Origin of the sequence: Maribacter sp. PR66, assembly GCF_028464205.1 — a bacterium.
Taxonomy (GTDB): domain Bacteria; phylum Bacteroidota; class Bacteroidia; order Flavobacteriales; family Flavobacteriaceae; genus Maribacter; species Maribacter flavus.
Window position 1 is genome coordinate 39,381 of sequence record NZ_JAQPCH010000002.1, and the last position, 25,540, is coordinate 64,920.

Consider the following 25,540-nt stretch of genomic DNA (forward strand, 5'->3'; position numbering starts at 1 on the left):
CGGCTTTTTTGTTAATCAAAAATATGTGGAACTACATTTGATATTTGGTAGATCAATCCTTCTTCGAGTTTTCCCATTTTTCCACCATGGGTTTTAAGATCTCTTCTTCAACCCCATAAACCTTTCCTTCCTTTGCAAGGGGCATAAATTCGTCAATATACCGTTGGCTAAGGGCCTCGGAATCTCCGTATAGCTTCCGCAGGGCATCCAGTTTTTGGTGGAGGTCTTTCTGTATATTGGCATAGGCAGGGTCATCATAATAATTGTGCTGCTCCAACGAATCTTTTTTTCGGTCTATCAATTCCCAATAATCCATATCAAAATAGTAATGGATCAGTTTGTAATCCTTTGTAATTACCGCATAATGTCTGTTTACGTTGTGTTCGGAGGGGTGCTCGTAGTAATGGTAATATACGGCATCCCTGTCCCAATTTTCCATGTCATCGGTCAACACCGGCACCAAACTTTTTCCTTGCATATCCGCTGGTTGCTCCACTCCGGCAACATCCAAAAATGTTTGGGCAAAATCCAGGTTTTGCACTAGTTCATCGGAAACACTTCCAGGTTTTATATGGTTTTTCCAAGAAACCAACAAAGGTGTTTTTAGGCTTTCGTCATACACGAATCTTTTATCGAACCAACCATGTTCGCCCAAGTAAAATCCTTGGTCCGAGGTATAAACGACAATGGTATTTTCCATCATATTGTTGGCTTCCAGATAATCCAGCACCCTACCTACGTTTTCATCAACGGATTTAATAGTGCCCAGATAATCCTGCATATAGCGCTGATAGCGCCATTTGGCAATATCGGTTTCGGTCATGTTGGGTAAGTTCGCTATAAATTCATCCGCAATGGCCCTATAACAGGTGTCAAATGTAGCTTTCTGGGTGGAGTCTAATCGGCCCACCGTCATTTCATACCTACGTTTATCAAAACCAATTTGCTCCTCCAATCCCAATTGATCCATAACTTCTGGATATAGTTTACTGTCCGCTGCCCAGCCCATATCACCGTCAACCTTCATTTTGGCGACTTTTGCGGCAGGCATACCTTCATGGGTGTCGAACAAGGTGACCGGCTCCGGGAATTTTTTCTGGGTAAACTCGGCCATATGACGTTCGGCCATCAACCACGAGCGGTGTGGTGCTTTGTGCAAATACATAAGCATAAAGGGTTTATCCGCTTGACGTTCGTTTTCCAGCCAATCAAGGGTCATATCGGTTACAATATCTGTTACGTATCCCTTTACATTGATCTCGCCTTCGTTTTTTGTGATGAAGTCTGGGTTATAATAGAATCCTTGTCCAGGTAAAATCTTGAACTGGTCAAAACCTTTGGGATTGTTACCAAAATGCAGTTTTCCAAACATTGCCGTTTGGTACCCTGCCTTTTGTAGGAGTTGGGGAAAGGTTACATTCGTGGTGTCAAAAGGGGATACATTGTCTATTTTTCCGTTTAGGTGTGAATGTTTTCCGGTAAGGATGGTCGCCCTAGATGGGGCACAGATACTATTGGTAACGCTTGCATTCGTGAAAAGCATCCCCATTTTTGCTATCCTGTCTATGTTGGGTGTTTCGATTAAGCGGTTATCATATGCCGAAATGGCCTGATAGGCATGGTCATCGGACATAATAAAGACAATATTTGGCTTTATGGGTGTTTCTTTTGCATCCTCATTACATCCAAAAAAAACAGAAACACATAGTAGAAGAGCTACAAAATTGAAGATGTTTTTGAATATTAGATATTTTGAGTCGGTTTCAGTTTTCATAGATAAAATATGTTTTAGCGAATAAATTAGGCTTTAAAGTAGTAATATTAGTATTTGGATTACATGTTTATCTTTTTTTGGGATACCTAGGGAATCCTATGGAGATCTTTAAAGGCGCTATATGTTGGTAACGTAATTTGTTGATATTTCTTAATTGAGTTCATATGTTGGATGTTAGTCAAAATTCATACGCTGTGATTGTAGTGGTATCATCGGATTTTTAAAGGTTCAATCTTGTTATAAGCTTTTGTAAAATTTTAATTTACAAATTATATGTTTATAGGACTTCGCCAACTGCTGGATTAAATTAGAGGAGATGTTTATTTGGCATGTAATTTTGAAACTTACCTATTATTTTGTTGGAACAAATGAGTTTGTAAGTCAATCGTATTGTTTTTCTAAATATTTAGCGACTAATACGGCTCCTCAATTTGCATGTAAATACAATTTAATTTTTTGTGATTTTTTATTAAAATATCAATTATTTTGAGAAATCAACAATATTTTGATGTGTGTATTATACACTTAATAATTAATCGGTTTTTGTGCATTTGTGATTATTTTTTCACCCCCTCTACCCCAAAATTCATGAATTTGATAGTTCTTCCCGTTTGAAATTTACCTAAGATCAATTCCGTTAAGGTAATTTTAAGGAATGTTAATTTTTTAACATAAAACAATCATAATAGGTGTGTTTGATTAAAAACCGGTCGAACCATTGACATTAATTTATTTTAACTAACAACAATCAATATTAACTTAAACCTAAATTATTTATGAAGAGTACATTCTTTAAAGGTTTTCTGCTGTTTTGTGCATTTTTATGCATTGGATTGGCAAAGGCCCAAACAGTAACAGGTACGGTTTCTGACCCAATGGGTCCTTTGCCCGGTGCCAGTGTTTTGATTAAAGGCACGACGACAGGTACCCAAACTGATTTTGACGGTAATTATACCTTGAATAATGTAAATGACAACGCTACATTGGTGTTTAGCTACATTGGTTTTAAAACGGTTGAAGTTCCTGTAAACGGTCAATCTACCATCGATGTTACCATGGAGGAAGATGCCAGTAAATTGGATGAAGTTGTTGTGACTGGGTACGGTTCGCAGGCTAAGAAGGACTTAACAGGTTCCGTCTCTGTTGTGGATACAGAGGATCTTCTCGCAGTTCCTGCAACAACATTTGCTCAGCAACTGCAAGGTAGAGCTTCAGGAATAAGTATTATCAACGATGCTAGACCTGGTGGTGAGGCTACCGTGAGAATTAGAGGATTTGGTACCGTTGGCAATAACGCTCCTTTATACATTGTTGATGGTGTTCCTACTCAGTCTCAAGCAAATTTTAATCCAAACGACATTGAATCGCTTCAAGTTCTTAAGGACGCATCTGCCGCCTCCATTTATGGTTCCCGTGCTGCAAATGGAGTTATCATCATTACCACGAAAAAGGGTAAACTTGGACAGCCTACCATTTCATACAACTCCTATTATGGGATAGGTTCTCCAGAGAAAGATCCGGAGGCACTAAATGCCCGTGAACTGGGCGAGTATCTTTACTTGGCCGATATCTATGCAGGAAAAGTGCCTAGTCATGGTCAATATACTTTTGGCCCCAATGGAGAAGTTACGATTCCTGATTTTGTCTTTCCAAGTGGAGCGAACGAAGGTGATCCGGGGACGGATCCAAGTCTATATGCTTTAGAGGAAGGTAATATTTATGCCATTACTCGATCTGCGGACACAAATTGGTGGAACGAGGTTACTCGATCGGCCCCAATTCAACAGCATAATATTTCCGCATCAGGGGCCACTGAAAGTGCCAGATATGCATTTAGCTTGGGGTATTTTGAACAAGATTACCTTGTAAAGTTTGCCAGCTATAACAGGATTTCTTTACGGGCAAACACAGAATTCAAGGCATTCAACAATAAGTTGACTATTGGCGAGAATTTTACTGCCTCTTTTGACAATCAAAAAGGTAATTTTCAGAATGACCAGGAACAGAATGCGGTTTCCGCTGCCTACAAGCACCATCCGTTATTGCCCGTACGGGATATAGCCGGCAATTTTGCGGGTAGTAGGGGGGCAAACCTTGGTAACAACTTTAATCCTTTTGCGGTTTTGTCTAGAGATCAAGATGATAGGACTTATAGGTTGCGTTTATTGGGAAATGTTTTTGCTGATCTGGCAATTACTCCAAATTTGAGTATCCGTTCAAGTTTTGGTTTGGATAGTAGGGTTCAAAGGGAACGTGATTTGGGAAGACCGCAACCCGAATATGTTGAGGGTAACTTCATCAACAGTTCTACAGCAAGGGAAGAATATGAGTATCAATGGACCTGGACCAATGGATTGACGTATACCAACACGTTTAACGATGCCCACAACGTTACCGCTTTCCTGGGAGTTGAAAGTATACAACAATTTGAGGAACGTTTTGGGGCTTCTAGACAACGATTTGCCTTTGAAACGACCAATATTCTAAGTTACCTTAATTTAGGTAATGCCACTACAGCGACCAACTATGGTTTTGTGGAACAGGATTATTCGCTTTGGTCTCAGTTTGGAAGAATAGATTATGACTACAACGGTAAATATTTGGCGCAGTTTACATTAAGAAATGATTCCTCCTCCAGATTCCAATCGGCCTCCAGAAGTGCAATCTTCCCTGCATTTAGTTTGGGTTGGCGCATTTCGGACGAGAGTTTTATGGATAATATAGGATGGATCGACAACCTTAAATTGCGGTATGGATGGGGTCAGACAGGGAATCAGCAAATAGGGGACTATAATGCGTTTACCACCTTTCAATCCAACATTGGCACGGGAGGTTATCCTATAGACGGCAACCCTTCATCCCCTGCGATTGGTTTTGCGCCCCAGGCCTTTGGTAACCCTAACGCAAAATGGGAAACTACGACGACCAATAACATTGGTTTGGATCTTACTGCTTTGGATAGCAGACTTTCCTTTGAAATTGATGTTTATAACAGGGTTACGACGGATATGTTGTTCCAGATTCCTCCAACCTATACAGCTGGACAAGCGGATGCTCCGCGTTTCAACGTAGGTGGTATTACCAATAATGGTGTAGACTTGGCTCTGGGCTTTAGTGACAAAAAAGGTGATTTTGGCTATAGTATCAATACAAATTTTTCACACTATACAAATAATGTTGACAAATTAGATGATAATCCTTCCACTAGATTCTTAGGGGGTTCCAGAAGGGTACCATCGCTTACCGTTACTCAGGCAGGATCTCCACTTTCTTCCTTTTTTGGATTTAAAACGGTTGGTATTTTCCAATCACAGGCAGAGGCGGATGCTTGGCCGGAATACGGCACCTATAATGCTCCAGGTAAGTTAAAGATTGCGGATATAAATGGAGATGGCGTTATAAATGATGACGATAGAACAGTAATAGGTAATCCACATCCGGATTTTGTTTACGGTATCAATTTGGATTTCACCTATAAAAATCTGGCCTTGAACATTTTTGGAAACGGATCTCAAGGCAATGATATTTACAACTACGTACGGTACTTCGCTGATTTTAACACCTTCCAAGGTAACCGCTCAAGAAGGGCTTTATATGATGCTTGGCAGCCTACAAATCCTCAAGCAGATCCATCTACCTGGGTTGCTGCCAATCCAGGTGCCACCGTTCCCATAATGGATGCAAACGATCAAGTAAGTAGCCGTCCATCTTCTTATTTTGTTGAAGACGGTAGCTACTTTAGGATAAAGAACGTACAATTGACATATAATTTCACTGACAATCTGTTGAATTCACTTCCGGGAGTTTCCAGGGCGTCAGTATACATTCAAGGACAAAACTTGGCTACTTGGACAAAATATTCAGGTCTAAATCCCGAAATTCAAACACCAAATAGTATAGATATTGGTTACGACGGAGGTTTCATGCCTGTAGCAAGGACTTTCCTATTGGGACTTAATGTAACTTTAAATTAAAAAAATTATGTTAGATATAATTAATATGAAAAAGAGAAATTTTATTCTTAGGGCCGTCATAGCCTTCCTGGTAATAGCGACAGGCTGTAGTGACGATTATTTGAACAGGGAACCGGAGGGTCGGTTCAGTGAAGGTGATGTTGCGACTCCAGAAGGGGTTGAGGGTCTTTTAATTGCTACATACACAATGGTTCCAGGCGGTGGACTTACTGGTCAGACCTGGCACAATGATATTCATAATTGGGTTTTCAACATTGCCTCAGATGACGCTTTGAAAGGTACTGACGCCGGTGACCAGCCGGAACAGTCCTTTATTGAGGCTTACGATTTTCAAGCCTTCAATGTGCATATTCGAGATAAATGGAGAGGACTTTATAAAGGAGTTGCTGGAGCCAATAATGTAATCAATACATTGGCACTTGTTGAAGAAGGAATAACAGATGAAAGAAGAGCACAAATTGTTGCAGAAGCAAGGTTTTTAAGGGGACTCTTTCATTTTGAGGCAAGAAAAATGTGGCGTATGCCCGTTTACATCAGTGAGGAAAACTTCGTCCTTAACGATTTAGAAAGCACCAAGATTCCTAATGATCGTGAAATATGGCCATTAATTGAGGCCGATTTTGAAGCGGCTGCTGCCGTATTGCCGGATACACAAGGTGATGTAGGTAGGCCAACTAGTTGGGCTGCTAAGGCATTTTTGGCAAAAGCAAAAATGTATCAGGGATGGGATGACAATGGTGTTGCAAACACTGCTAAATTGGGTGAAGCGAAAATAATTCTGGATGATATCATTGATAATGGGCCATTTCAGTTGGTGGATAAATTTGAAGACAACTTTTTGGTGGCCACACGAAACAATGCAGAATCTATCTTTGAAGTTCAATATGCTATAAATAGTGCTACTGGTGATGCTGCTAATAGAGGCATTGGTCTGGCGCACCCCTATACAGACCCATGGGGTTGTTGCGGTTTCTATCAAGTATCACAAAACTTGGTCAATGCCTACCAAACCGAGAATGGCTTGCCATTATTGGAAACATTTGATGATACAGATGTTTCACCAGATACTAATGCCGATGGTTCCTCAGTAGTGACCACTACATTAGACCCAAGAGTCGACCATACTGTTGGAAGGCCAGGGATTCTTTATAAAGGCTTTAAAATCTATCAAACCGATTTTGTACGTGATCTTTCCTATGCGGGCCCATGGTTTTCCATGAAACATGTTGCGGAGCCCGAGGCATTCGGTCAAGGTGGCTGGCAAAACCTTTCTGCCAATAACTATCGCATCATGAGGTTGAGCATGATTTATTTGTGGCTAGCTGAAGCAGAAGTTGAATTAGGTAACTTAGAGAGGGCGAGAGAATTGGTAAATGCTATAAGGAGTAGGGCTGCTAATCCGGAAGGTTTCGTACCTAATGCCATTCAAGGTGTAGAAAGAAACGATTTTACCATTGAAGAAGGTACGCCGGCCGCCAATTACGATATTGCAACCTATGACGACCCTTGGACCGATCAAGATTTGGCCCGACAGGCAGTACGTTTTGAGACGAGACTGGAGTTCGCAATGGAGGGTCATAGATTTTTTGATCTTCAACGATGGGGTGTGTCAGCCGAGGTGTTGAATGCCTACATTGCAAGTGAGTCACAACATCGTGCCTACCTGCAAGGTCGTTCTTTTACCGCTGGAAAGCATGAGTTTTTTCCAATACCCTTGGAAGCTATAGATCGTTCCGCATTGGATGGGCAGCCAACATTGACCCAAGATCCAGCATATTAGAAAGTATTTTTTTAAGTTAATTGTTTAAAATGCCCGAAGAAACATTTCTTCGGGCATTTTTCTAGTTTTGGGTTACAGTATTAAGAGTAGGTATTAAAATTGTCCGTAACTATCTGTTTGATTGATTTCTGGATATTTCATGGAACGGATATCCAATTTTATCGACTATTAAAGAGAATAAGTTTCTTTCTGAAAGATACCATTAAAGAATGATTCTTTAAAACTCTTGTTCATACATAGGAAAAGCGTTTTATGCTATGCCATTTGACTATTATTTTGGTCGTTCCTTTAATAATTCTTTTCTCTTTCTAAAATTCATGAATTTTACAGAATTGCCCTCTATTTTCAAGTTAAGTGACTGGTTTTTAACGTAAATTGTATATGTAGTTTAGGGCTACAAAATGTTAGAGTTAGTTTTTTTAATTTCAAAAAGGTAGTACTGGTTCCCGTACTACCTTTTTCTTTTTATAAAATTGTCTTAACCTTTTTGTGTTTCTTCGTTTAACTGTTTTATGAAGAACGACGGTAATATGCCCTGTCTCTTTTTAAAGGCTGAATTAAAGGTGTTAAGATTATTATAACCTACTGAGGCTGCTATATAACTAAGTTTTCTATTACGAAATTCTTCGTCCTGTAAGAGTTTTGTTAGGAGATGATTAATCCTAAGTTCATTTATGTAATTGTTGAAGTTAGAGCCTTTTTCAATATTGATTACTTGAGATAAGTATTTGGGATTTGTCTTGAGCTTTTCAGACAATTGATGTAGATTACAATCAGAATCTATAAAGAAAAGCTCTTCTTCCAGTTTTTTTAATCTTTTTAGTATTATTTCTTTTATGTTATCGTCTATAGTTGTAACAGTTTTATCGTCGTTTTTTATCTCTGCAAGTTTAGTGGGAATCTTTTTATTTTCTGTTCTTAATTGCGCCTCAAGATTTTCAATTGTTCGTCTGTAAATTACCTTGTTTTTTTCCTTGAATTTAACGTAGACGATAACGACGAACAAACCAAATACCAGAATTAAGACCAAAGCCGTTATAATGGCGGTTAATTCAGCTCTTTGTGACATGTTCTCTAATTCCAATGCCTGCTGCTTTAAGCCAGCTTCCTTTATCTTCCTTCTAGCTTCCAAAATAACGATGCGTTGCTCCTTTTCATTGTTGAATAAAGAGTCTCGAATGGCATCATACATTGTCTTATTCTCAATTACTTTATCCGGTTCACCTACTTTATCATATAAATCCATTAGAACCAAGATATTGGATTTTATAACATCGAAAGCATTTATGTTTTCTGCAGCATCCACACTCTTTTCATAGGTGAGAATGGCGCTGACTGTATCCTTCGTTTTAAGAAATAGCTCCGCCTGTATCATCAGTGCTCTAGGTAGTCTGAATCTATAGTTGTTGGCGTTCACCATAGTTATTGCCTGTTCCAGGTAGTTTTTAGATCGTTCGTACTCCCCAGTTGAAAGGTAAATGTCTGCCATGTTCATGTAGACCACGCTTTGAATATAACTGCCTGGGGAGTAGAGATTTTTTTCCAATTTTAAATAAAAGTCATAAGCCTTTAGGGCAGCTTCTTTATCCCCGAGTTTTGCGCACATTCTTGCTATTTCATCTACTTTTTGAAAAATGTAGTGGGTGTCCTTCTGTTCAATAATATAATCTAGTCCTTTCAAACAGTGCTCCAAAGCTTTTTGATAGTTTTCCAAACGGAGATAATAATGGGACAAAGCTGCATGGGCTTTGGATAAGATGAATTTATTTTTGGTAGTTTCGGCTATATCTAAGAGTTTCAGTCCTGTTTCCAAAGCCTTATCATATTCCCCTCTTTCGGTATATATGTCGGCTTTTAGGTTTTCAAATTCAGCGTACGTTTGTGGATATCTGCTATAATTGATTACTTTTTGTAATCCATTGATGACTTCCATGGAACGATTGAAATTTCCTTGGACAAACATGAGATAGGCCATATTGTATTTGGCCTTATAAATTCCATGTTGATAATTCAATTGCTCGGATACGGCCAGTGCTTCTTGGTTATAGTTGTTTGAGATTTCAATGTTACGGTATTTATAGAGGTGACATAATTGAAGAAGGATATCGGCTTTTTCCTTGCCAAAAACATTGTCCTTCATTGCTGTTAATGTATTGATTTCCTTATATTTATTTTGATCTTTTGTTTCGGAAACCAATTTTTCAATTCGAGTAAAATACCCCGTAATACTGTCTGTTTTTTGTTTTTGGGAAAATACTGATGCGTGTATTGTAATGAAAACAATAACGAATATTTTGGAGCTTCTGTTCAAACCGTCATTATCTATCTTAGAGAACTCTAAAATATTAAATTTACTGGTCAAATACTATTTCTGTTTTGCCCTATATTATTAAATTCATTTGATTTTCTGTAATCATTTAAAAGTTAGATAATTGAGAGTTCAAGGGCTTTGTACTCTGAATAATGTAATAGAAGAACATAAAAAAACCCTCCATAAGGAGGGTGAATTAGAGATTGTAGATTTTAATCTATAATTGAAGGATTTAACGGTTTAAATTAGGCCAAACAAGGCCAATAAGGATCCTACTGCAACTACTGCCAAAAAAGCGTTCATCGCAATAATCAGAATTGACAAGTAAGCGTCAACCCCAGTTTTAAATGATAAATTGTTCATAACATTACCTACTTTAAAGTTATTTACAATAAAGTACGCATAATTAAATCTTTAATTGTATTTGTTGTTGTCTAACAGTGGTTTAGCGTTGTGTAAGACATAAATTTTGTAGTCGGACATCTTGAAAATTAGGCCTTTTGTCGATAATCTCGAACGTTTCGCCGATGTTATAAACAAAAAAGGATGGCCCCATCACGGTGCGCATCCCAAATTTACATTTACTGTAATTACTAATCGATAATGCCCAACCAATCCAAAATTAGAGCTATTGGAATGGCCACCAAAATTCCTATCAGGCAGGCAATCATAAATTTTAAAAAACCATTGAGGAGTTTCACCCCAAAAGATAGTTCCTGTTCCATATTCTTATTAGCGTTCTTTTCTCGATAATCGAGATTCATACAAGCCAACTTCACGGCGGTTGTATAAATTTAGTTTTAATATAATCTCTTAGTTACTTTACTCTGAAAGTCTTCTCAATATACCGATTTTAAAACAAAGTTTCTGAAAAACAGGGGCTTAATTCGATTAAGGGAGAAAAATGCCCTTTAAAAAACTATAACACTGCCTTGCCTTCAATTCAAAATTCAATCTTTGGTAAGCAGATGTATCATGGCAATTCCAGGTTTTAATGTGTCCAAAGCTTTGTTCCGTTTGGGCTTGATTTGTTTTTCAGGAGGTCGGGTTTTAAAAGAACTGGAATCAATTCTTATAGAGTCCATTTTCTGAGGGGCTTCCCTATTCTTGTTATCCCTCGAATTCACAAAGGAATCCCAACAAGAGCTAAAAATAAAGGGGATGAGAAGGAGTAAAGGATAGATGATTTTGGGGCATTTCATCTGTTCTATGACTTTGATTACTTCAAATATGTACGGATTCCTTCCATGATTTGGATGCTAGCCCCTTTATTATTTAAGATATATTGTGAATTTATCTGTCCTATTTTTTGGGAGGTTATTGCATCCTGAAGCAATTTGTCCGCAGCACTTTTAAATCCTTTTTCATCCTTAATGGGAAGTATACCTCCCAGTTTCACCAAATCCTCTACTTCCAAAAAACCCTTATAATTAGGGCCGATAATTACAGGAATCCCAAAAACGGCAGGTTCCAAGGTATTGTGCAGGCCCGTGGCAAATCCACCCCCCACGAAGGCCACTGTTGCATAGCTATAAATTTTTGTCAATACACCTATGGAATCTATAATCAATACCTGCGTGTCATCTTTGGTTTTTTGTGAAATACTGGAATATAGTTCGGCCTTTTTTTGAATGGATTGAAAGAGATGGTTAATAGGGCCTTTTTTTATAGTATGGGGCGCGATTATGAATTTTAGGTCCTTTGGTGCATGGTTGATGTAGTTTGTCAGTATCCGTTCATCATCGGGCCATGTACTGCCCGCAACAAGGCATTTATTTTGTCCGCAGAAATTCTCAATAATTTCCAAGGTATTGTCCCTTTTCAAGATTTTGGATACACGGTCCAAACGCGTATCCCCCGCAATACGCACATTTTTTATGTTAATTCCTTCAAGTAGCTCCAAGGATAGTTTGTCTTGTACATAAATGTGCGAAAACCTGTAAAGGGCCTTTCGCATGAATCTACCGTAGTTTTTAAAATAGATTTTATCGGCACTGAACCTAGCCGAAATCAGGAGACTTGGGATTCCACTACTTTCCAGGGCAAAGAGATAATTGGGCCAGATTTCGTATTTGATAAAAATGGCCAACTCCGGTCTGGCGGCATCCAAAAATGAGCGCACGTTTCGCGGAGTGTCCAAAGGCAAATACGTGGTGAGGTCCGCTGGCGAAGCGTTCTTTTTCACTTCGTATCCAGAGGGCGAAAAAAAGGTCAGTAGTATTTTGTGCCGGGGATATTCCTTTTTCAATTCCTCCAAAATGGGCAGTCCCTGTTCATACTCCCCCAAGGAGGCCGCATGTAACCAGATAATCCTATCGTTTTTGGTGAATTGAACTTTCAGCGACTTCACAACCCCTTTACGCCCATTCACAAATTTTGAGATCTTTGGATTTACAAAGCCTACCAATTTTAGGATTTGCCAAGTTAGCACGACTATAAAGGAGTAAAGATGGCGCAATTTGATTTGTTTGCGACTAAATTACGGTTCTTTCCAGAAAATCATTGTGGCACGTTTCGTATTTTTGCCCTGCTTCATATAATGCCACAACATGAAAAAAATACAAATGGTAGACCTTGGCGGTCAGTATCAGGAAATAAAGGAACAGGTCAATGCGTCCATTTCCCAGATATTGGAATCCACTTCCTTTATTAATGGTCCGGAAGTCCATGCATTTCAAAAGGAACTGGAGGAGTATTTGGGAGTGAGACATGTCATTCCTTGTGCGAACGGAACCGATGCCCTACAAATTGCCATGATGGGACTTGGCTTGAAACCAGGGGATGAGGTCATTACGGCCGATTTTACCTTCGCTGCTACCGTAGAGGTAATCGCCCTGTTGCAACTTACGCCGGTCTTGGTGGATGTAGATCCCGAAACCTTTAATATAGATATAAAGGCCGTTGAAAGGGCCATTACTCCAAAAACCAAGGCAATCGTTCCCGTGCATCTCTTTGGGCAATGTGCCAATATGGATGCCATCATGGCCTTGGCGGAAGAACATAATTTGTTCGTAATCGAGGATAATGCACAAGCCATAGGAGCGAAATATTTGTCGGCCGATGGAACAAGGAAAATGGCCGGAACCATTGGACACGTAGGGGCAACCTCCTTTTTTCCGTCAAAGAATTTAGGCTGCTATGGGGATGGTGGGGCCATTTTCACCAATGATGACGATTTGGCGCATACCTTAAGGGGCATCGTAAACCACGGTATGTACGAGCGTTATCATCACGATGTAATTGGGGTAAACTCCAGGCTGGATTCCATTCAGGCTGCTGTGCTTCGGGCAAAGCTCCCAAAGTTGAATGGGTATTGCAATGCCCGTAGAACGGCCGCCAGGAAATATAATGCGGCTTTAAAAGGCCATAAGGATATTGTACTCCCAAAAACGGTCAATTCCTGTGAGGGTATTTGCGAAACCTGTGATTGCCATGTGTTCCATCAGTACACAATACGGATAACCAATGGAAAGCGTGATGGTCTGGTAAGGTTTTTGGCGGAAAACGATATTCCCTGTGGAATCTATTACCCTATTCCCTTACATCGCCAAAAAGCATATTTGGATGCAAGATATGACGAGGCCGATTTTAAAGTGACCAACCAATTGGTGAATGAGGTCATATCCCTGCCGATGCATACGGAATTGGATGATGAACAAATCGCCTTCATTACCGGGAAGGTTATCGAGTTTATGAACAATTAAACAAAAACAAAGAGTACTTTTCGCACTTGTAAACTAAAATTATGAAAATACTCGTAACCGGAGGTCTAGGTTTTATTGGTTCCCATACTGTTGTGGAACTTCAGGCAAAAGGATTTGAGGTCGTCATCATCGATGATTGCTCCAATGCCGATGAAAAAGTGCTTGAAGGCATCGAAAAAATATCGGGGAAAAAACCAATCTTTGAGAAATTTGATTTAAAGGAACGGGAGAAGGTAAAGGACTTCTTTCAACGCTACCCAGATGTGGAGGGAGTTATCCACTTTGCGGCTTCCAAAGCCGTGGGCGAAAGCGTTGAAAAACCTTTGTTATATTATGAAAACAATATTGGCACCTTGGTCTACATTCTCAAGGAATTGAGCAAAAAGAACAAGGCCAGTTTTATATTCAGTTCTTCGTGTACGGTTTATGGGCAGGCGGATACAATGCCCATTACTGAAAACGCCCCTGTAAAGGAAGCGGAGTCACCTTATGGTAATACAAAGCAAATGGGCGAGGAAATCATTAGGGATACCTGCAATGTAACCCCTAATTTAAATGCCATTGCACTGCGCTATTTCAACCCCATGGGAGCACATCCCAGTGCCGAAATAGGGGAGTTGCCCAATGGAGTACCACAAAATCTGGTGCCTTTCATTACCCAAACGGGTGTTGGGCTTAGAAAGGAACTTTCGGTTTTTGGGGACGATTATCCCACGGAGGACGGAACTTGTATCAGAGACTATATTTATGTCGTTGATTTGGCAAAGGCACACGTGGTAGCTTTGGAACGTTTGTTGGCCGGGAAGAATACCGATAATTATGAGGTCTTTAATGTAGGTACGGGAAAAGGAAGTTCGGTTTTAGAGGTTATTGGTAGTTTTGAACGAATTTCAGGCAAAAAATTGAACTATAAGATCGTAGGAAGAAGACCGGGCGATATCACAACGGCCTATGCCGATACCACCAAAGCCAATTCCGTGTTGGGTTGGAAATCACAATATACTTTGGACGAGGCTATGAAATCAGCCTGGGATTGGGAACAAAAAATCAGAAAATGATTTCCTGAGTAAGGAATCGGTTCTAAGGGGAAATATGGTTATATTTCCCCTTATTTATTTTAGACACGTATCGTATGAAGAATCTACTGGTATTTTTAATGTTTTTGATGGTAGGCCTGGTGAGCGCCCAGGACACCTACCTGCAATGTGGAAAAATTTTGGATGTAACATCCGGCAAGCTGCTTGAAGAAAGGACCATTGTTGTTTCCAACGGATTGATAAAAAGTATCCGAAATGGCTTCGTTTCAGGTACTAATGCCGATCAGGTAGTGGATTTGAAATCAAAGACCGTCCTACCCGGTTTTATTGATATGCACGTGCATATTGAAAGTGAATCCAGCCCTTCCCGATACTTGGAGCGATTTACCAAGAACGAAGCCGATGTTGCGTTCCAGTCCACCATCTACGCCAAGAAAACTTTGATGGCGGGATTCACCACCGTTCGTGATTTGGGTGGTTCTGGTGTGAACATCGCACTAAGAAACGCCATTAATAAGGGCACCATTGTGGGGCCTAGAATATTTACGGCCGGTAAGTCCATTGCCACTACGGGTGGTCATGCAGACCCCACGAACGGCACTCGGGATGACCTTATGGGGGATCCGGGTCCAAAGGAGGGCGTGGTAAATTCCCCGGAAGATGGTAGAAAGGCAGTGCGCCAGCGCTATAAGAATGGCGCGGATGTCATCAAGATAACGGCAACAGGGGGCGTGCTGAGCGTCGCCAAAAATGGGCAGAACCCCCAGTTCACCGTTGAGGAGGTACGGGCGATTACGGAAACGGCCAAGGACTATGGAATGCTCACCGCCGCACACGCCCATGGTGATGAAGGTATGCAGCGGGCCATAAAAGGAGGGATCAAGACCATTGAGCATGGAACGCTGATGTCCGAAGAGACCATGGAATTGATGATTCAATACGATGCGTATTTGGTCCCAACGATTTCGGCAGGTCAGGAAGCGGCACGGTTGGCAAAGATACCGGGATACTTTCCGCCGGTGGTGGCCAAGAAGGCCTTGGAAATTGGCCCCTACTCGGAGAAGACCTTTGCCAAGGCCTATAAAAAGGGAGTTCCCATTGCCTTTGGTACGGATGCGGGTGTTTCGCCCCATGGTGATAATGGGAAGGAGTTTGGATATATGCATCGGGCTGGCATGCCCATTCTTGAGACCTTGCAGGCGGCAACGATTACCAATGCCAAACTTTTGGGGATGGAGACTTTAGGACAGATAAAGGAAGGTTTTATAGCCGATATTGTCGCGGTCAACGAAAATCCCTTGCAAAATGTGGGCGCCTTGGAAGATGTCGTTTTTGTAATGAAAGAGGGCGAGATCTTTAAATCGGTATCTGAATAGGAAATTATACGGAGAAGGTGGAGGAAAAGAAGGTATTGGAATTATTGCAAAGGTCACAGGAAGAAGGGCTTTATCTGGATTTGTTACAGCAAATACAGAAGGATTTTCTCTTGGCGAACTGCAATTTAAAACTGGAAGATGCTATTTCTCCCCAAAACCTGTCCCTCCTGGTAAAGGAAAAATTGTACGTATTGCTCATGGAACGTTTTGATGAGTACCTAAACCTGCTGTATGTCATCGATGTCCCTGAACATACACTTCGACAAATAGATGCCATGGATGCCGTAGAGGTCGCGGAGCAAGTATCTTTTTTTGTTTTGGAAAGGGAATTGAAAAAGGTACGATCAAAAAGGCGTTATGGAAACTGACCTTAAAAAAACACACGAATGAAGGGCAATAAAGCATTGGTATAAATACTTCTATCCTCATCGAATAGGAGATTATACCTTAATCCTACCGTTACATTATACGTACTGTATCCAATTCCTAAAAATAATGCCGGGGACCAATAATTATCCTTTATAGTGTTGGGAAAGGCTTCAAAGGTTCTATTAATTCTCAATTGCTCCAATTCTGCGGAGAGCTGTATTTCCGGAATGGGATTGTAAAGGGAAAGAAGACTGCCTCCATAGGCCATTAGTTCGTCATCGTCGAATTTCGCATAGTTGAAATTGAGACTCGTCCCGGCAGAAAACCGGTCGCTAAATGGATAAATAGCACTAGGCGATACGGAAGCATTGAAACCACCGCTAAAAAAGTTAAGTCCAAGACTTCCCCCGTACCTAACATCCCGCCAAAAACTGTTGGTTATTTGGGTATTTTGGGAATAAATAAAAGACAGGGCGCACACTGAAAGACAAGTCAAAAGGATTTTTTTATCCATTGATTTTAAAAATTTGTTTGAAACCTTAAAATTTTCCAATAATACCAATCAGCATTCCGTTAGATATTGTAAATGTTGTATTTTTGTACAAATTTCTTCTAAAGATACAGAAAGTAATTCATGGATAAATATTCCTTTTTGAATGCTGTTCATACCTCCTATTTTTCCGAGTTATATGATAAGTATTTGATCAATCCGGATAGTATTGAACCTAGCTGGCGTGCCTTTTTTCAAGGCTTTGATTTCGGTATTGAAAGTTCGTTGGACGAATTGGATATCGACCCAGAAAACAGAAGTACCGTTACCATTAACGGCAACCAAGTGGAAATGCCGGAATCCTTGCAAAAGGAGTTTCAGGTCATTAGGTTGATAGACGGTTACAGGAGCAGGGGGCATTTGTTTACAAAAACGAACCCCGTTAGGGAAAGAAGGCAGTACGAGCCCACATTGGACATCGTGAACTTTGGTCTTACGGAGGCCGATTTGGATACGGTCTTCAATGCCGGCGATATCATTGGGATAGGGCCCAGTACGCTTCGCGAGATAATCGCCCATTTGACCAGTATCTATTGTGACTCCATAGGTGTGGAGTATATGTATATCAGAAAGCCGGAACGGATCAAATGGATTCAGAATTGGATAAATGTAAACGACAACCACCCCAATTTTAGTCCGGAGCGTAAAAAGCATATTCTAAAGAAATTGAATCAGGCCGTTTCCTTTGAGGGCTTTTTGCATACCAAGTACGTAGGCCAGAAACGATTTTCACTGGAGGGTAACGAATCCTTGATTCCCGCGTTGGATGTCATAGTGGAGCGTGCCGCGGAAATGGGCGTAAAACAATTTGTAATGGGAATGGCCCATAGGGGAAGATTGAACGTACTAACGAATATTTTCGGGAAATCCGCAAAGGATATTTTTAGCGAGTTCGATGGAAAGGATTATGAGCAGGAAATATTTGACGGGGACGTGAAATACCATCTGGGCTGGACTTCGGACCGCATGTCCGATAACGGAAACCAGATACGTATGAACATCGCACCAAACCCATCGCATTTGGAAACAGTAGGTGCAGTAGTTGAGGGTATTGCCAGGGCGAAGCAGGATGCCCATTATCAGGACGATTTTTCAAAAGTGCTACCTATTGTGGTGCACGGCGATGCCGCCATTGCAGGCCAAGGCTTGGTCTATGAAGTGGTCCAAATGGCCAATTTGGACGGCTATAGGACAGGAGGAACCATACATATAGTAGTAAACAATCAAATTGGTTTCACCACAAACTATTTGGATGCAAGAAGTTCCACCTATTGTACCGATGTTGGTAAGGTAACTTTAAGTCCTGTACTCCACGTCAATGCCGATGATGCGGAGGCCGTAGTCCATGCCGCTTTGTTTGCCCTGGAATATAGGATGCAGTTCGATCAGGACGTATTCTTGGATCTTTTGGGATATAGAAAATATGGCCACAACGAAGGTGACGAACCTCGGTTCACCCAGCCCAAACTATACAAGGCCATCGCCAAGCATATGAATCCACGGGATATTTATGCAGAACGTTTGATCAAGGAAGGTGTCATAAACGAGGGTTATGTGGCTGAGCTTGAGAAACAGTATAAGGATAGTTTGGAGGTAAAACTGGAAGATTCCAGGAAAGAGGACAAGACCATTATTACGCCGTTTATGGCCGATGAATGGAAAGGTTTTGAGAATGTGCGCGAGTGGGAGATGATGGACCCCATCGATACCACCTTTGAAAAGGAAAAACTGACCGAGATCGCCAAGGTCATAACCGAATTGCCAAAGGGTAAAAAGTTTTTACGCAAGGTGGAGAAGTTGGTGAAAGACCGACATAAAATGTACTTTGAGGACGACTCCTTGGACTGGGCAATGGGAGAACTATTGGCCTACGGGACCCTACTGCAGGAAGGTTTTGGGGTCCGTATGTCCGGTCAGGATGTGGAGCGGGGAACTTTTTCGCACAGGCATGCGGTCATGAAAGTTGAGGAAAGTGAGGAGGAAGTGTTGCTTCTGAACAATATTTCAAAGGAACAAGGAAGGTTTCAAATATATAATTCGCTCCTATCAGAATATGGTGTGGTAGGCTTCGATTATGGGTACGCCATGGCAAGTCCCAATACCTTGACCATTTGGGAAGCCCAATTTGGGGACTTCAGTAACGGGGCCCAGATTATGATCGACCAATATATATCGGCGGCAGAGGATAAATGGAAGCTTCAAAATGGTCTGGTAATGTTGTTACCACACGGTTATGAAGGTCAAGGCGCGGAACACTCTTCGGCCCGTATGGAAAGATATCTCCAGCTATGTGCAAGGGACAATATGTATATCGCCGATGTAACCACCCCGGCCCAAATGTTCCATATCCTTAGGAGACAAATGAAGGCGAATTTTAGAAAACCGCTTATTATCTTTACCCCAAAGAGTTTGTTGAGGCATCCAAAGGCAGTTTCTACGGTGGACGAGCTGGCGAATGGTAGTTTTAAAGAAGTGATAGACGATGCTACGGCAGATGTCAAGAAAGTAAAAAGCTTGGTTTTCTGTACCGGTAAGTTTTATTACGACCTTCTTGCCGTTAAGGAGGAATTGAATCGGGATGATGTGGCCTTGGTCCGTGTGGAGCAATTGTTCCCACTGCCAGACCAGCAGATGAAGGACATTATCGCAAAATATAAAAATGCGGACGATATTGTTTGGGCACAGGAAGAACCAAGAAATATGGGCGCATGGAGCCACTTGATGATGCATTTTAGCGATGTGGGCAAATTTAGGGTGGCCTCCAGAAGGTTTTATGCCGCCCCCGCCGCCGGTAGTGCCGTTAGGTCTAAAGCTAGGCATCAGCAAGTAATAGACTATGTTTTTGATAAGACCAAGGATAATATGTCCAAACCAAAATAACAAGAATTAAGAATAGCAAATAATAGAAAGAATGATTCTAGAAATGAAAGTTCCCTCACCTGGGGAATCCATAACGGAAGTTGAGATAGCGGAGTGGTTGGTTGAAGATGGCGATTATGTAGAGAAGGACCAGGCCATTGCTGAGGTCGATTCTGACAAGGCAACCTTGGAATTGCCGGCGGAGGCAAGTGGGACGATAACCTTAAAGGCAGAGGTTGGGGATGCTGTAGCCGTGGGTGCCGTTGTGTGTCTTATTGATACTAGCGCCGAAAAGCCGGATGGGGCAAGTAAAGCTGCAAGTTCCGCGTCGGGTGGGGACGAAGGCTCCTCAAGTAATGCCGCAAAGGATTTGGATAAACAACGAGAGGAAAAGGATACGAAAAAGGAAAGCGAAAAGGCGCCACAGCCCCCTCAGGCAAAGGAAACCTATGCTTCTGGAGTGGCTTCACCAGCTGCAAAGAAAATTTTGAACGAAAAGGGAGTCGAGGCTTCTAACGTTACAGGAACCGGAAGGGATGGAAGAATTACCAAGTCAGATGCCATGAACGCAAAGCCATCCATGGGCTCACCGGTTTCTGGAGGTAGTAGAGGCGAGACCCGATCTAAGCTATCCATGCTGCGAAGAAAAGTGGCGGAACGTTTGGTTTCGGCAAAAAATGAAACAGCCATGTTGACCACTTTCAACGAAGTGGATATGTCCCCAATATTCGAGTTGCGAAATAAATACAAGGACGATTTTAAAGAGAGACACGGTGTAAGTCTAGGGTTTATGTCCTTCTTTACCAAAGCAGTCGTAAGGGCCTTGGAAATGTACCCTGCCGTTAACTCCATGATAGATGGTAAGGAAATGGTGTCCTACGATTTTTGTGATATAAGTATTGCGGTATCAGGTCCAAAAGGGTTGATGGTTCCTGTAATCAGAAATGCGGAAAATCTTTCCTTTAGAGGTATTGAGGCCGAAGTAAAACGTTTGGCGATACGCGCAAGGGAAGGAGAGATAACGGTAGATGAAATGACAGGCGGTACCTTTACTATTACCAATGGTGGCGTGTTTGGTTCCATGTTGTCCACCCCTATTATCAATCCGCCACAAAGTGCCATTTTGGGAATGCATAACATCGTGGAGCGTCCCATTGCTAGGGATGGTGCCATTGCCATAGCCCCGATAATGTATGTAGCATTGTCTTATGACCACCGAATTATTGATGGTAAGGAATCCGTCGGGTTTTTGGTGGCCGTAAAAGAGGCCTTGGAGAGTCCGGAAGAATTACTGATGGGCAATGATGTTAAAAAGGCATTAGAAATGTAATTCCATATGTACCTAAAAATAAAAGCACCGAAATATCGGTGCTTTTTGCTTTTATAACTTTTTGACCTTTAGGTACAGTGCCTTCTTTTTGTAATCGATTATGGCTTTACCTTCGTTCAGCACATCGGCACCAATGATGCCATCAACGGGTTCCGCATCATGACTTATAAGGGCAGTATTGACGTGAACAAGATCGAACAACACTATTTTCAGCTTCTTGTGGCGCCATTTGCCAATATCTATAGTGTTTTTTTTGGAGGTGAGCGTTTCCATGTCGGTGGCCCCGGCTCCGGCCGCTTTTATTTTGGATTCTTTGGATTTCAAATTAAAATAATCGATTTTGTCAAAGCCGATACACGTATTGGAAGCTCCTGTATCCAGAATAAATCTTCCCGGTGTACCATTGATAATAGCAGAAAACTCCAAATGATTTGTTTTGGTAAGGGTCAGGGGAATTTTGTCATATCCCTTTTTCTTTAGGTATTTTTTTAGGGAGTGCATAGAAGTTTAGTTTACATCAAATGATGGGGCGAATACTTGGATTAGGCTTAAAAAAGTCAAAGATAAACCTATTTTTGCGGTATGATTATAACGGACACCCATACACATTTGTATAGTGAAGCATTTGATGAAGATAGGGAAGGCATGATTCAAAGGGCCATGGACCAAGGAGTCACCCGATTTTTCGTTCCGGCCATTGATTCCACGTATACGGAGCGAATGTTGCAATTAAAGAATCGCTTTCCTGAAAATGTTTTCTTGATGACGGGGCTTCATCCAACACATGTTAAAGAAAATTTTGATGAAGAGCTTCGGCATGTGGAAGATTCGGTAAAAAAGCGGCAATATTATGCAATTGGTGAGATTGGCATCGACCTGTATTGGGATAAGACTTATTTAAAGGAACAACAGGAAGCTTTTGCCAGGCAAATACGACTTGCAAAAACCATGGAGTTGCCCATCGTTATTCATTGTAGGGATGCCTTCGATGAAGTATTTGATGTATTGGAGCAAGAAAAAGGAGGAGCGTTAAGAGGTATTTTTCACTGTTTTACCGGAAATTTGGAACAAGCGGAGCGGGCATTATCATACGATATGAAGTTGGGAATAGGCGGGGTTGTAACGTTTAAGAATGGAAAAATTGATACTTTTCTACATCAAATCGACCTGTTGAATATCGTTCTTGAAACGGACGCACCTTATTTGGCACCTGTGCCGTACCGGGGGAAGCGAAATGAAAGTGCCTATGTTGTGAACGTCTTAAAAAGGGTTGCCGAGATTTATGGCATGGAGGAAGCGGTTGTGGCCGCTGTGACTACTGAGAATTCAAAGGAGGTATTTGGGATTTAAATTATAAAGTAAGGTTTGGACACAAGAAAAATTCTTTTGATGTATACGGGGGGAACCATAGGAATGGTAAAGGACTACCAAACGGGGGCTCTCAAATCCTTTGATTTTAATGAACTTTTAAAACATGTTCCGGAACTGAACCAATTGGACTGCACTATAGAAACCATTTCCTTTGAAAACCCATTGGATAGTTCGAACATGAATCCCGCCGAGTGGGTACGAATTGTCACCCTGATCGAGGAACACTATGAAAATTATAACGGTTTTGTAATCCTGCACGGAAGCGATACGATGAGCTATACGGCATCGGCATTGAGTTTTTTATTGGAAAACCTGGATAAGCCTGTCATCCTTACCGGTTCGCAGTTGCCCATTGGGGATTTACGTACGGATGCCAAGGAGAACCTGATAACATCCGTCCAGATCGCCGCCCTTCAAAAAAATGGAACATCGGTCATTAGGGAGGTGGGCTTGTATTTTGAATATAAATTATATAGAGGGAACAGGACCACTAAGATTAATGCGGAAAACTTTAGGGCTTTTGCATCATTAAACTACCCGCACTTGGCGGAATCCGGAGTACATTTGAATGTTTTTTCGGAATATCTTTTACCCAAGAAACGCAATAAGAAATTGGTAGTTCATAAAAAGATGGACGAAAATGTGGCTTTGGTCAAATTGTTTCCGGGAATGAACAGGAACGTATTTGAAAATATTTTAAAAACCGATGGGCTGAAGGCACTCGTCTTGGAAACCTATGGGTCCGGAAATGGTCCTACTGCAGATTGGTTTTTAGGTTCGCTAAAAAAATCTATAGCTGATGGCTTACATGTCATAAACGTTACGCAGTGTTCTGGGGGCAGTGTGTTGATGGGTAAATATGAGACCAGTTCCGCGCTAATGGACATGCAAGTAATTAATGGTAAGGATATTACCACGGAGGCTGCAATTTCAAAGGCAATGTACATGCTCGGGAGTGGGGTTTCAAACAAACACTTTAAGACAGTTTTCGAGACTTCATTACGTGGAGAAATGCACTAAAATTAACGGGTAATATTTTATTGTCTAATATTTTTTTTGTTATTTGCCCCACCTTAAAAAAGGCGAAAAATAGAGAGGTGGCCGAGTGGTCGAAGGCGCACGCCTGGAAAGTGTGTATACACCAAAAGTGTATCGAGGGTTCGAATCCCTTCCTCTCTGCGAATAAGTTTTACTTTTTTTATATTGATTTTTTTTTATCTTTAACCCTATTAACTAACTAATTTAAGTTTGAAAAAATGAAAAAATTATTTCCAAGCCTAGCTGTTGCTGGGGCGTTTGTAGCAGGTACAAATATGGTAAGTGCAAAAGTGGCGGCGGTAGCTTTGCTTGTTCAAGACGCGGCTCCTGAAGCGGATAGAGGATTTACCCAAGTGTTGAAAGAGCAGTTCATCCAAGGTGGTGCTGGCTTCATGGGGATTGTACTTTTGTGTTTGATTCTTGGTTTGGCCGTTGCTATTGAAAGGATTATCTATTTGAATATGGCTAGTACTAATACTGCCAAATTAAAACAACAAGTTGAGGATGCATTGGCATCTGGTGGAGTTGAGGCCGCTAAAGAAGTTTGTAGAAATACAAAAGGACCTGTTGCTTCTATATATTACCAAGGTTTGGATAGGGCTGGAGAAAGTGTTGAATCTGCAGAAAAAGCTGTTGTGGCATATGGTGGTGTTCAAATGGGTCAGTTGGAGAAGAATGTATCTTGGTTGTCCTTATTTATCGCCATTGCACCGATGCTTGGTTTCATGGGTACGGTAATTGGTATGATTCAGGCCTTCCAAAAAATCGCTGCGGTTGGTAACTTGAGTGCCTCTCTTATTGCAGGTGATATTCAGGTGGCGTTGTTGACTACGGTATTCGGTCTTATTACGGCTATCATACTTCAAATTTTTTACAACTATATTATCGCCAAGATTGATAGTATCGTAAATGATATGGAGGATTCATCGATCACTTTGATTGATATGTTGGTAGACCACAAAAAATAAGTTCCACATTCAATACCTAAAAATAATATCATGCAAAAAATTATAAAAATAGCATTGATTGTCATTGGCTTACTTAGTGCGGTACTTTGGTATATGTTGCCAAGTAGTGACATGCCGGCAGCCGAGGCAGCTCAAAGCGGAGCAATGAACGGAATGTTCGTTATCACATATATTCTTTTAGGAATCGCTGTGGTAGCTGCATTGTTGTTCACCTTAAAAAATTTGTTTTCTAATCCTCAAGGCCTAAAAAAGACGCTATTTGTAGTTGTTGGGTTGGCAATAGTCGTTGGTATTTCATACGTACTTTCAAGTGGTACGGATGTAGCACCTGAGTACATGGCTATGTCTAGCGAGTCTACGGTGAAAAAAATAGGAATGGGATTGAACGTGTTTTTCATTTTGACGGCAGTTGCAGTTGTTTTGATGGTTCTTCCTGGGGTTAAGAAACTATTTGGTAAATAAAAAATAAGTTATGGCTAGAAGAGCAGGAGCACCAGAAGTAAATGCAGGTTCCATGGCGGACATAGCGTTTTTACTGCTCATCTTTTTCTTGGTAACTACTACTATAGAAACGGATGCAGGTTTGGACCGTATGTTGCCTCCAATTGAACCGCCCGATCAAGATGTTGTAATTAAGCAAAAGAATATCTTTCAGGTAAACATAAACAAAAATGGTCAGTTACTGGCTGATGATGAGTTGATAGAAATTTCGGATTTAAGGGAGAAGGCCATGGCGTTCTTGGATAACGGGGGAGCACCTCAAGGAAGTCCCGATTATTGTAGCTACTGCAAGGGGTCTAGAGACGCATCTTCATCTGACAGTCCGGCAAAAGCGATTATCTCCTTAAAGAACGATAGGGAAACAAAGTATTCTACCTATATCACCGTTCAGAATGAACTAGTGGGGGCCTACAATGATTTAAGGGATAGGGAAGCACAAAGATTATATGGTAAGAATTTCGTGGAGATGGAGGCAGAATACCTTAATCCTGAAACTTCGGACGAAGCGAAGGAGGAGCTTAAAGAAAAAGTTCAGCGTATTCAGGAGTTATTTCCTCAAAAATTATCCGAAGCTGAAACCACTACCAATTAATAAAGA

Annotated in this window: 19 protein-coding genes and 1 tRNA gene; 14 read left to right on the forward strand and 6 right to left on the reverse strand. The window is 41.1% G+C overall.

The annotated features are described in order from the left end of the window. Nucleotides 1-52: 52 nt before the first annotated feature. Entirely contained in the window at nucleotides 53-1,774 is a 1,722-nt protein-coding gene (locus tag PP181_RS05105; protein WP_272636242.1) for a sulfatase family protein, read from the reverse strand. 776 nt (nucleotides 1,775-2,550) lie between these two features. Here PP181_RS05105 and PP181_RS05110 point away from each other — a divergent pair. Then, entirely contained in the window at nucleotides 2,551-5,748 is a 3,198-nt protein-coding gene (locus PP181_RS05110) for a SusC/RagA family TonB-linked outer membrane protein (protein ID WP_154917204.1), read from the forward strand. Nucleotides 5,749-5,773: 25 nt separating this feature from the next. Next, entirely contained in the window at nucleotides 5,774-7,528 is a 1,755-nt protein-coding gene (locus PP181_RS05115; protein WP_154917203.1) for a RagB/SusD family nutrient uptake outer membrane protein, read from the forward strand. A gap of 478 nt (nucleotides 7,529-8,006) precedes the next feature. On the opposite strand, the gene PP181_RS05120 is transcribed toward PP181_RS05115, so the two are convergent. The 3 genes from PP181_RS05120 to PP181_RS05130 form a co-directional block, all read right to left on the reverse strand. Further along, on the reverse strand, nucleotides 8,007-9,890 hold the full coding sequence (locus tag PP181_RS05120; RefSeq protein ID WP_272636243.1) for a helix-turn-helix domain-containing protein: 1,884 nt from the start codon (nucleotides 9,888-9,890) through the stop codon (nucleotides 8,007-8,009). A 542-nt stretch (nucleotides 9,891-10,432) separates the two neighbouring features. Then, nucleotides 10,433-10,603, reverse strand: a complete 171-nt coding sequence (locus tag PP181_RS05125) for a hypothetical protein (RefSeq protein ID WP_161598196.1) — start codon at nucleotides 10,601-10,603, stop codon at nucleotides 10,433-10,435. A 455-nt stretch (nucleotides 10,604-11,058) separates the two neighbouring features. Beyond that, nucleotides 11,059-12,297 (reverse strand): 3-deoxy-D-manno-octulosonic acid transferase, encoded by a 1,239-nt coding sequence (locus PP181_RS05130; RefSeq protein WP_272636244.1) that lies wholly within the window; start codon nucleotides 12,295-12,297, stop codon nucleotides 11,059-11,061. A 91-nt stretch (nucleotides 12,298-12,388) separates the two neighbouring features. On the opposite strand from PP181_RS05130, the gene PP181_RS05135 reads away from it, so the two are divergent. The 4 genes from PP181_RS05135 to PP181_RS05150 all read left to right on the forward strand — a co-directional run bounded on the left by PP181_RS05135 (nucleotide 12,389) and on the right by PP181_RS05150 (nucleotide 16,324). Continuing rightward, nucleotides 12,389-13,543 (forward strand): DegT/DnrJ/EryC1/StrS family aminotransferase, encoded by a 1,155-nt coding sequence (locus PP181_RS05135; RefSeq protein ID WP_272636245.1) that lies wholly within the window; start codon nucleotides 12,389-12,391, stop codon nucleotides 13,541-13,543. Between the two features lie 41 nt (nucleotides 13,544-13,584). Continuing rightward, nucleotides 13,585-14,601 (forward strand): UDP-glucose 4-epimerase GalE, encoded by a 1,017-nt coding sequence (gene galE / locus PP181_RS05140; RefSeq protein ID WP_272636246.1) that lies wholly within the window; start codon nucleotides 13,585-13,587, stop codon nucleotides 14,599-14,601. Nucleotides 14,602-14,675: 74 nt separating this feature from the next. Next, nucleotides 14,676-15,956, forward strand: a complete 1,281-nt coding sequence (locus PP181_RS05145; protein ID WP_272636247.1) for a metal-dependent hydrolase family protein — start codon at nucleotides 14,676-14,678, stop codon at nucleotides 15,954-15,956. A 17-nt stretch (nucleotides 15,957-15,973) separates the two neighbouring features. Continuing rightward, nucleotides 15,974-16,324 (forward strand): hypothetical protein, encoded by a 351-nt coding sequence (locus PP181_RS05150; RefSeq protein WP_272636248.1) that lies wholly within the window; start codon nucleotides 15,974-15,976, stop codon nucleotides 16,322-16,324. Nucleotides 16,325-16,326: 2 nt separating this feature from the next. On the opposite strand, the gene PP181_RS05155 is transcribed toward PP181_RS05150, so the two are convergent. Beyond that, nucleotides 16,327-16,839 (reverse strand): alpha-ketoglutarate decarboxylase, encoded by a 513-nt coding sequence (locus tag PP181_RS05155; protein WP_154917195.1) that lies wholly within the window; start codon nucleotides 16,837-16,839, stop codon nucleotides 16,327-16,329. A gap of 120 nt (nucleotides 16,840-16,959) precedes the next feature. Between PP181_RS05155 and PP181_RS05160 the strand changes: the two genes are divergently transcribed. Both PP181_RS05160 and odhB read left to right on the forward strand, forming a co-directional pair. Beyond that, nucleotides 16,960-19,755 (forward strand): 2-oxoglutarate dehydrogenase E1 component, encoded by a 2,796-nt coding sequence (locus tag PP181_RS05160; RefSeq protein WP_272636249.1) that lies wholly within the window; start codon nucleotides 16,960-16,962, stop codon nucleotides 19,753-19,755. A 31-nt stretch (nucleotides 19,756-19,786) separates the two neighbouring features. Beyond that, the gene (gene odhB / locus PP181_RS05165; RefSeq protein ID WP_272636250.1) at nucleotides 19,787-21,064 is read left to right on the forward strand and encodes a 2-oxoglutarate dehydrogenase complex dihydrolipoyllysine-residue succinyltransferase; all 1,278 of its coding nucleotides are present in this window, start codon (nucleotides 19,787-19,789) and stop codon (nucleotides 21,062-21,064) included. 51 nt (nucleotides 21,065-21,115) lie between these two features. On the opposite strand, the gene PP181_RS05170 is transcribed toward odhB, so the two are convergent. Continuing rightward, entirely contained in the window at nucleotides 21,116-21,565 is a 450-nt protein-coding gene (locus tag PP181_RS05170; RefSeq protein WP_154917192.1) for a retropepsin-like aspartic protease family protein, read from the reverse strand. A gap of 81 nt (nucleotides 21,566-21,646) precedes the next feature. On the opposite strand from PP181_RS05170, the gene PP181_RS05175 reads away from it, so the two are divergent. The 6 genes from PP181_RS05175 to PP181_RS05200 all read left to right on the forward strand — a co-directional run bounded on the left by PP181_RS05175 (nucleotide 21,647) and on the right by PP181_RS05200 (nucleotide 25,534). Further along, a complete protein-coding gene (locus PP181_RS05175; RefSeq protein WP_272636252.1) occupies nucleotides 21,647-22,414 on the forward strand; it encodes a TatD family hydrolase in 768 nt (255 codons plus the stop codon). 15 nt (nucleotides 22,415-22,429) lie between these two features. Next, on the forward strand, nucleotides 22,430-23,455 hold the full coding sequence (locus tag PP181_RS05180) for an asparaginase (RefSeq protein WP_272636253.1): 1,026 nt from the start codon (nucleotides 22,430-22,432) through the stop codon (nucleotides 23,453-23,455). 71 nt (nucleotides 23,456-23,526) lie between these two features. Further along, nucleotides 23,527-23,614: transfer RNA gene (locus PP181_RS05185), tRNA-Ser, on the forward strand. A gap of 77 nt (nucleotides 23,615-23,691) precedes the next feature. Next, the gene (locus PP181_RS05190; protein ID WP_099545962.1) at nucleotides 23,692-24,441 is read left to right on the forward strand and encodes a MotA/TolQ/ExbB proton channel family protein; all 750 of its coding nucleotides are present in this window, start codon (nucleotides 23,692-23,694) and stop codon (nucleotides 24,439-24,441) included. Nucleotides 24,442-24,471: 30 nt separating this feature from the next. Then, a complete protein-coding gene (locus PP181_RS05195; RefSeq protein ID WP_138258813.1) occupies nucleotides 24,472-24,903 on the forward strand; it encodes a hypothetical protein in 432 nt (143 codons plus the stop codon). 10 nt (nucleotides 24,904-24,913) lie between these two features. After that, nucleotides 24,914-25,534: an ExbD/TolR family protein gene (locus tag PP181_RS05200; RefSeq protein WP_154917189.1), complete on the forward strand. Its 621-nt coding sequence runs from the start codon at nucleotides 24,914-24,916 to the stop codon at nucleotides 25,532-25,534. Nucleotides 25,535-25,540 lie beyond the last annotated feature (6 nt).

Coding starts and splice junctions, on each gene's coding strand:
- PP181_RS05105 (WP_272636242.1), bottom strand. CDS start 1,774: ATGAAAACTGAAACCGACTCAAAATATCTAATATTCAAAAACATCTTC.
- PP181_RS05110 (WP_154917204.1), top strand. CDS start 2,551: ATGAAGAGTACATTCTTTAAAGGTTTTCTGCTGTTTTGTGCATTTTTA.
- PP181_RS05115 (WP_154917203.1), top strand. CDS start 5,774: ATGAAAAAGAGAAATTTTATTCTTAGGGCCGTCATAGCCTTCCTGGTA.
- PP181_RS05125 (WP_161598196.1), bottom strand. CDS start 10,603: ATGAATCTCGATTATCGAGAAAAGAACGCTAATAAGAATATGGAACAG.
- PP181_RS05135 (WP_272636245.1), top strand. CDS start 12,389: ATGAAAAAAATACAAATGGTAGACCTTGGCGGTCAGTATCAGGAAATA.
- galE (WP_272636246.1), top strand. CDS start 13,585: ATGAAAATACTCGTAACCGGAGGTCTAGGTTTTATTGGTTCCCATACT.
- PP181_RS05145 (WP_272636247.1), top strand. CDS start 14,676: ATGAAGAATCTACTGGTATTTTTAATGTTTTTGATGGTAGGCCTGGTG.
- PP181_RS05155 (WP_154917195.1), bottom strand. CDS start 16,839: ATGGATAAAAAAATCCTTTTGACTTGTCTTTCAGTGTGCGCCCTGTCT.
- PP181_RS05160 (WP_272636249.1), top strand. CDS start 16,960: ATGGATAAATATTCCTTTTTGAATGCTGTTCATACCTCCTATTTTTCC.
- odhB (WP_272636250.1), top strand. CDS start 19,787: ATGATTCTAGAAATGAAAGTTCCCTCACCTGGGGAATCCATAACGGAA.
- PP181_RS05170 (WP_154917192.1), bottom strand. CDS start 21,565: ATGCACTCCCTAAAAAAATACCTAAAGAAAAAGGGATATGACAAAATT.
- PP181_RS05175 (WP_272636252.1), top strand. CDS start 21,647: ATGATTATAACGGACACCCATACACATTTGTATAGTGAAGCATTTGAT.
- PP181_RS05190 (WP_099545962.1), top strand. CDS start 23,692: ATGAAAAAATTATTTCCAAGCCTAGCTGTTGCTGGGGCGTTTGTAGCA.
- PP181_RS05195 (WP_138258813.1), top strand. CDS start 24,472: ATGCAAAAAATTATAAAAATAGCATTGATTGTCATTGGCTTACTTAGT.
- PP181_RS05200 (WP_154917189.1), top strand. CDS start 24,914: ATGGCTAGAAGAGCAGGAGCACCAGAAGTAAATGCAGGTTCCATGGCG.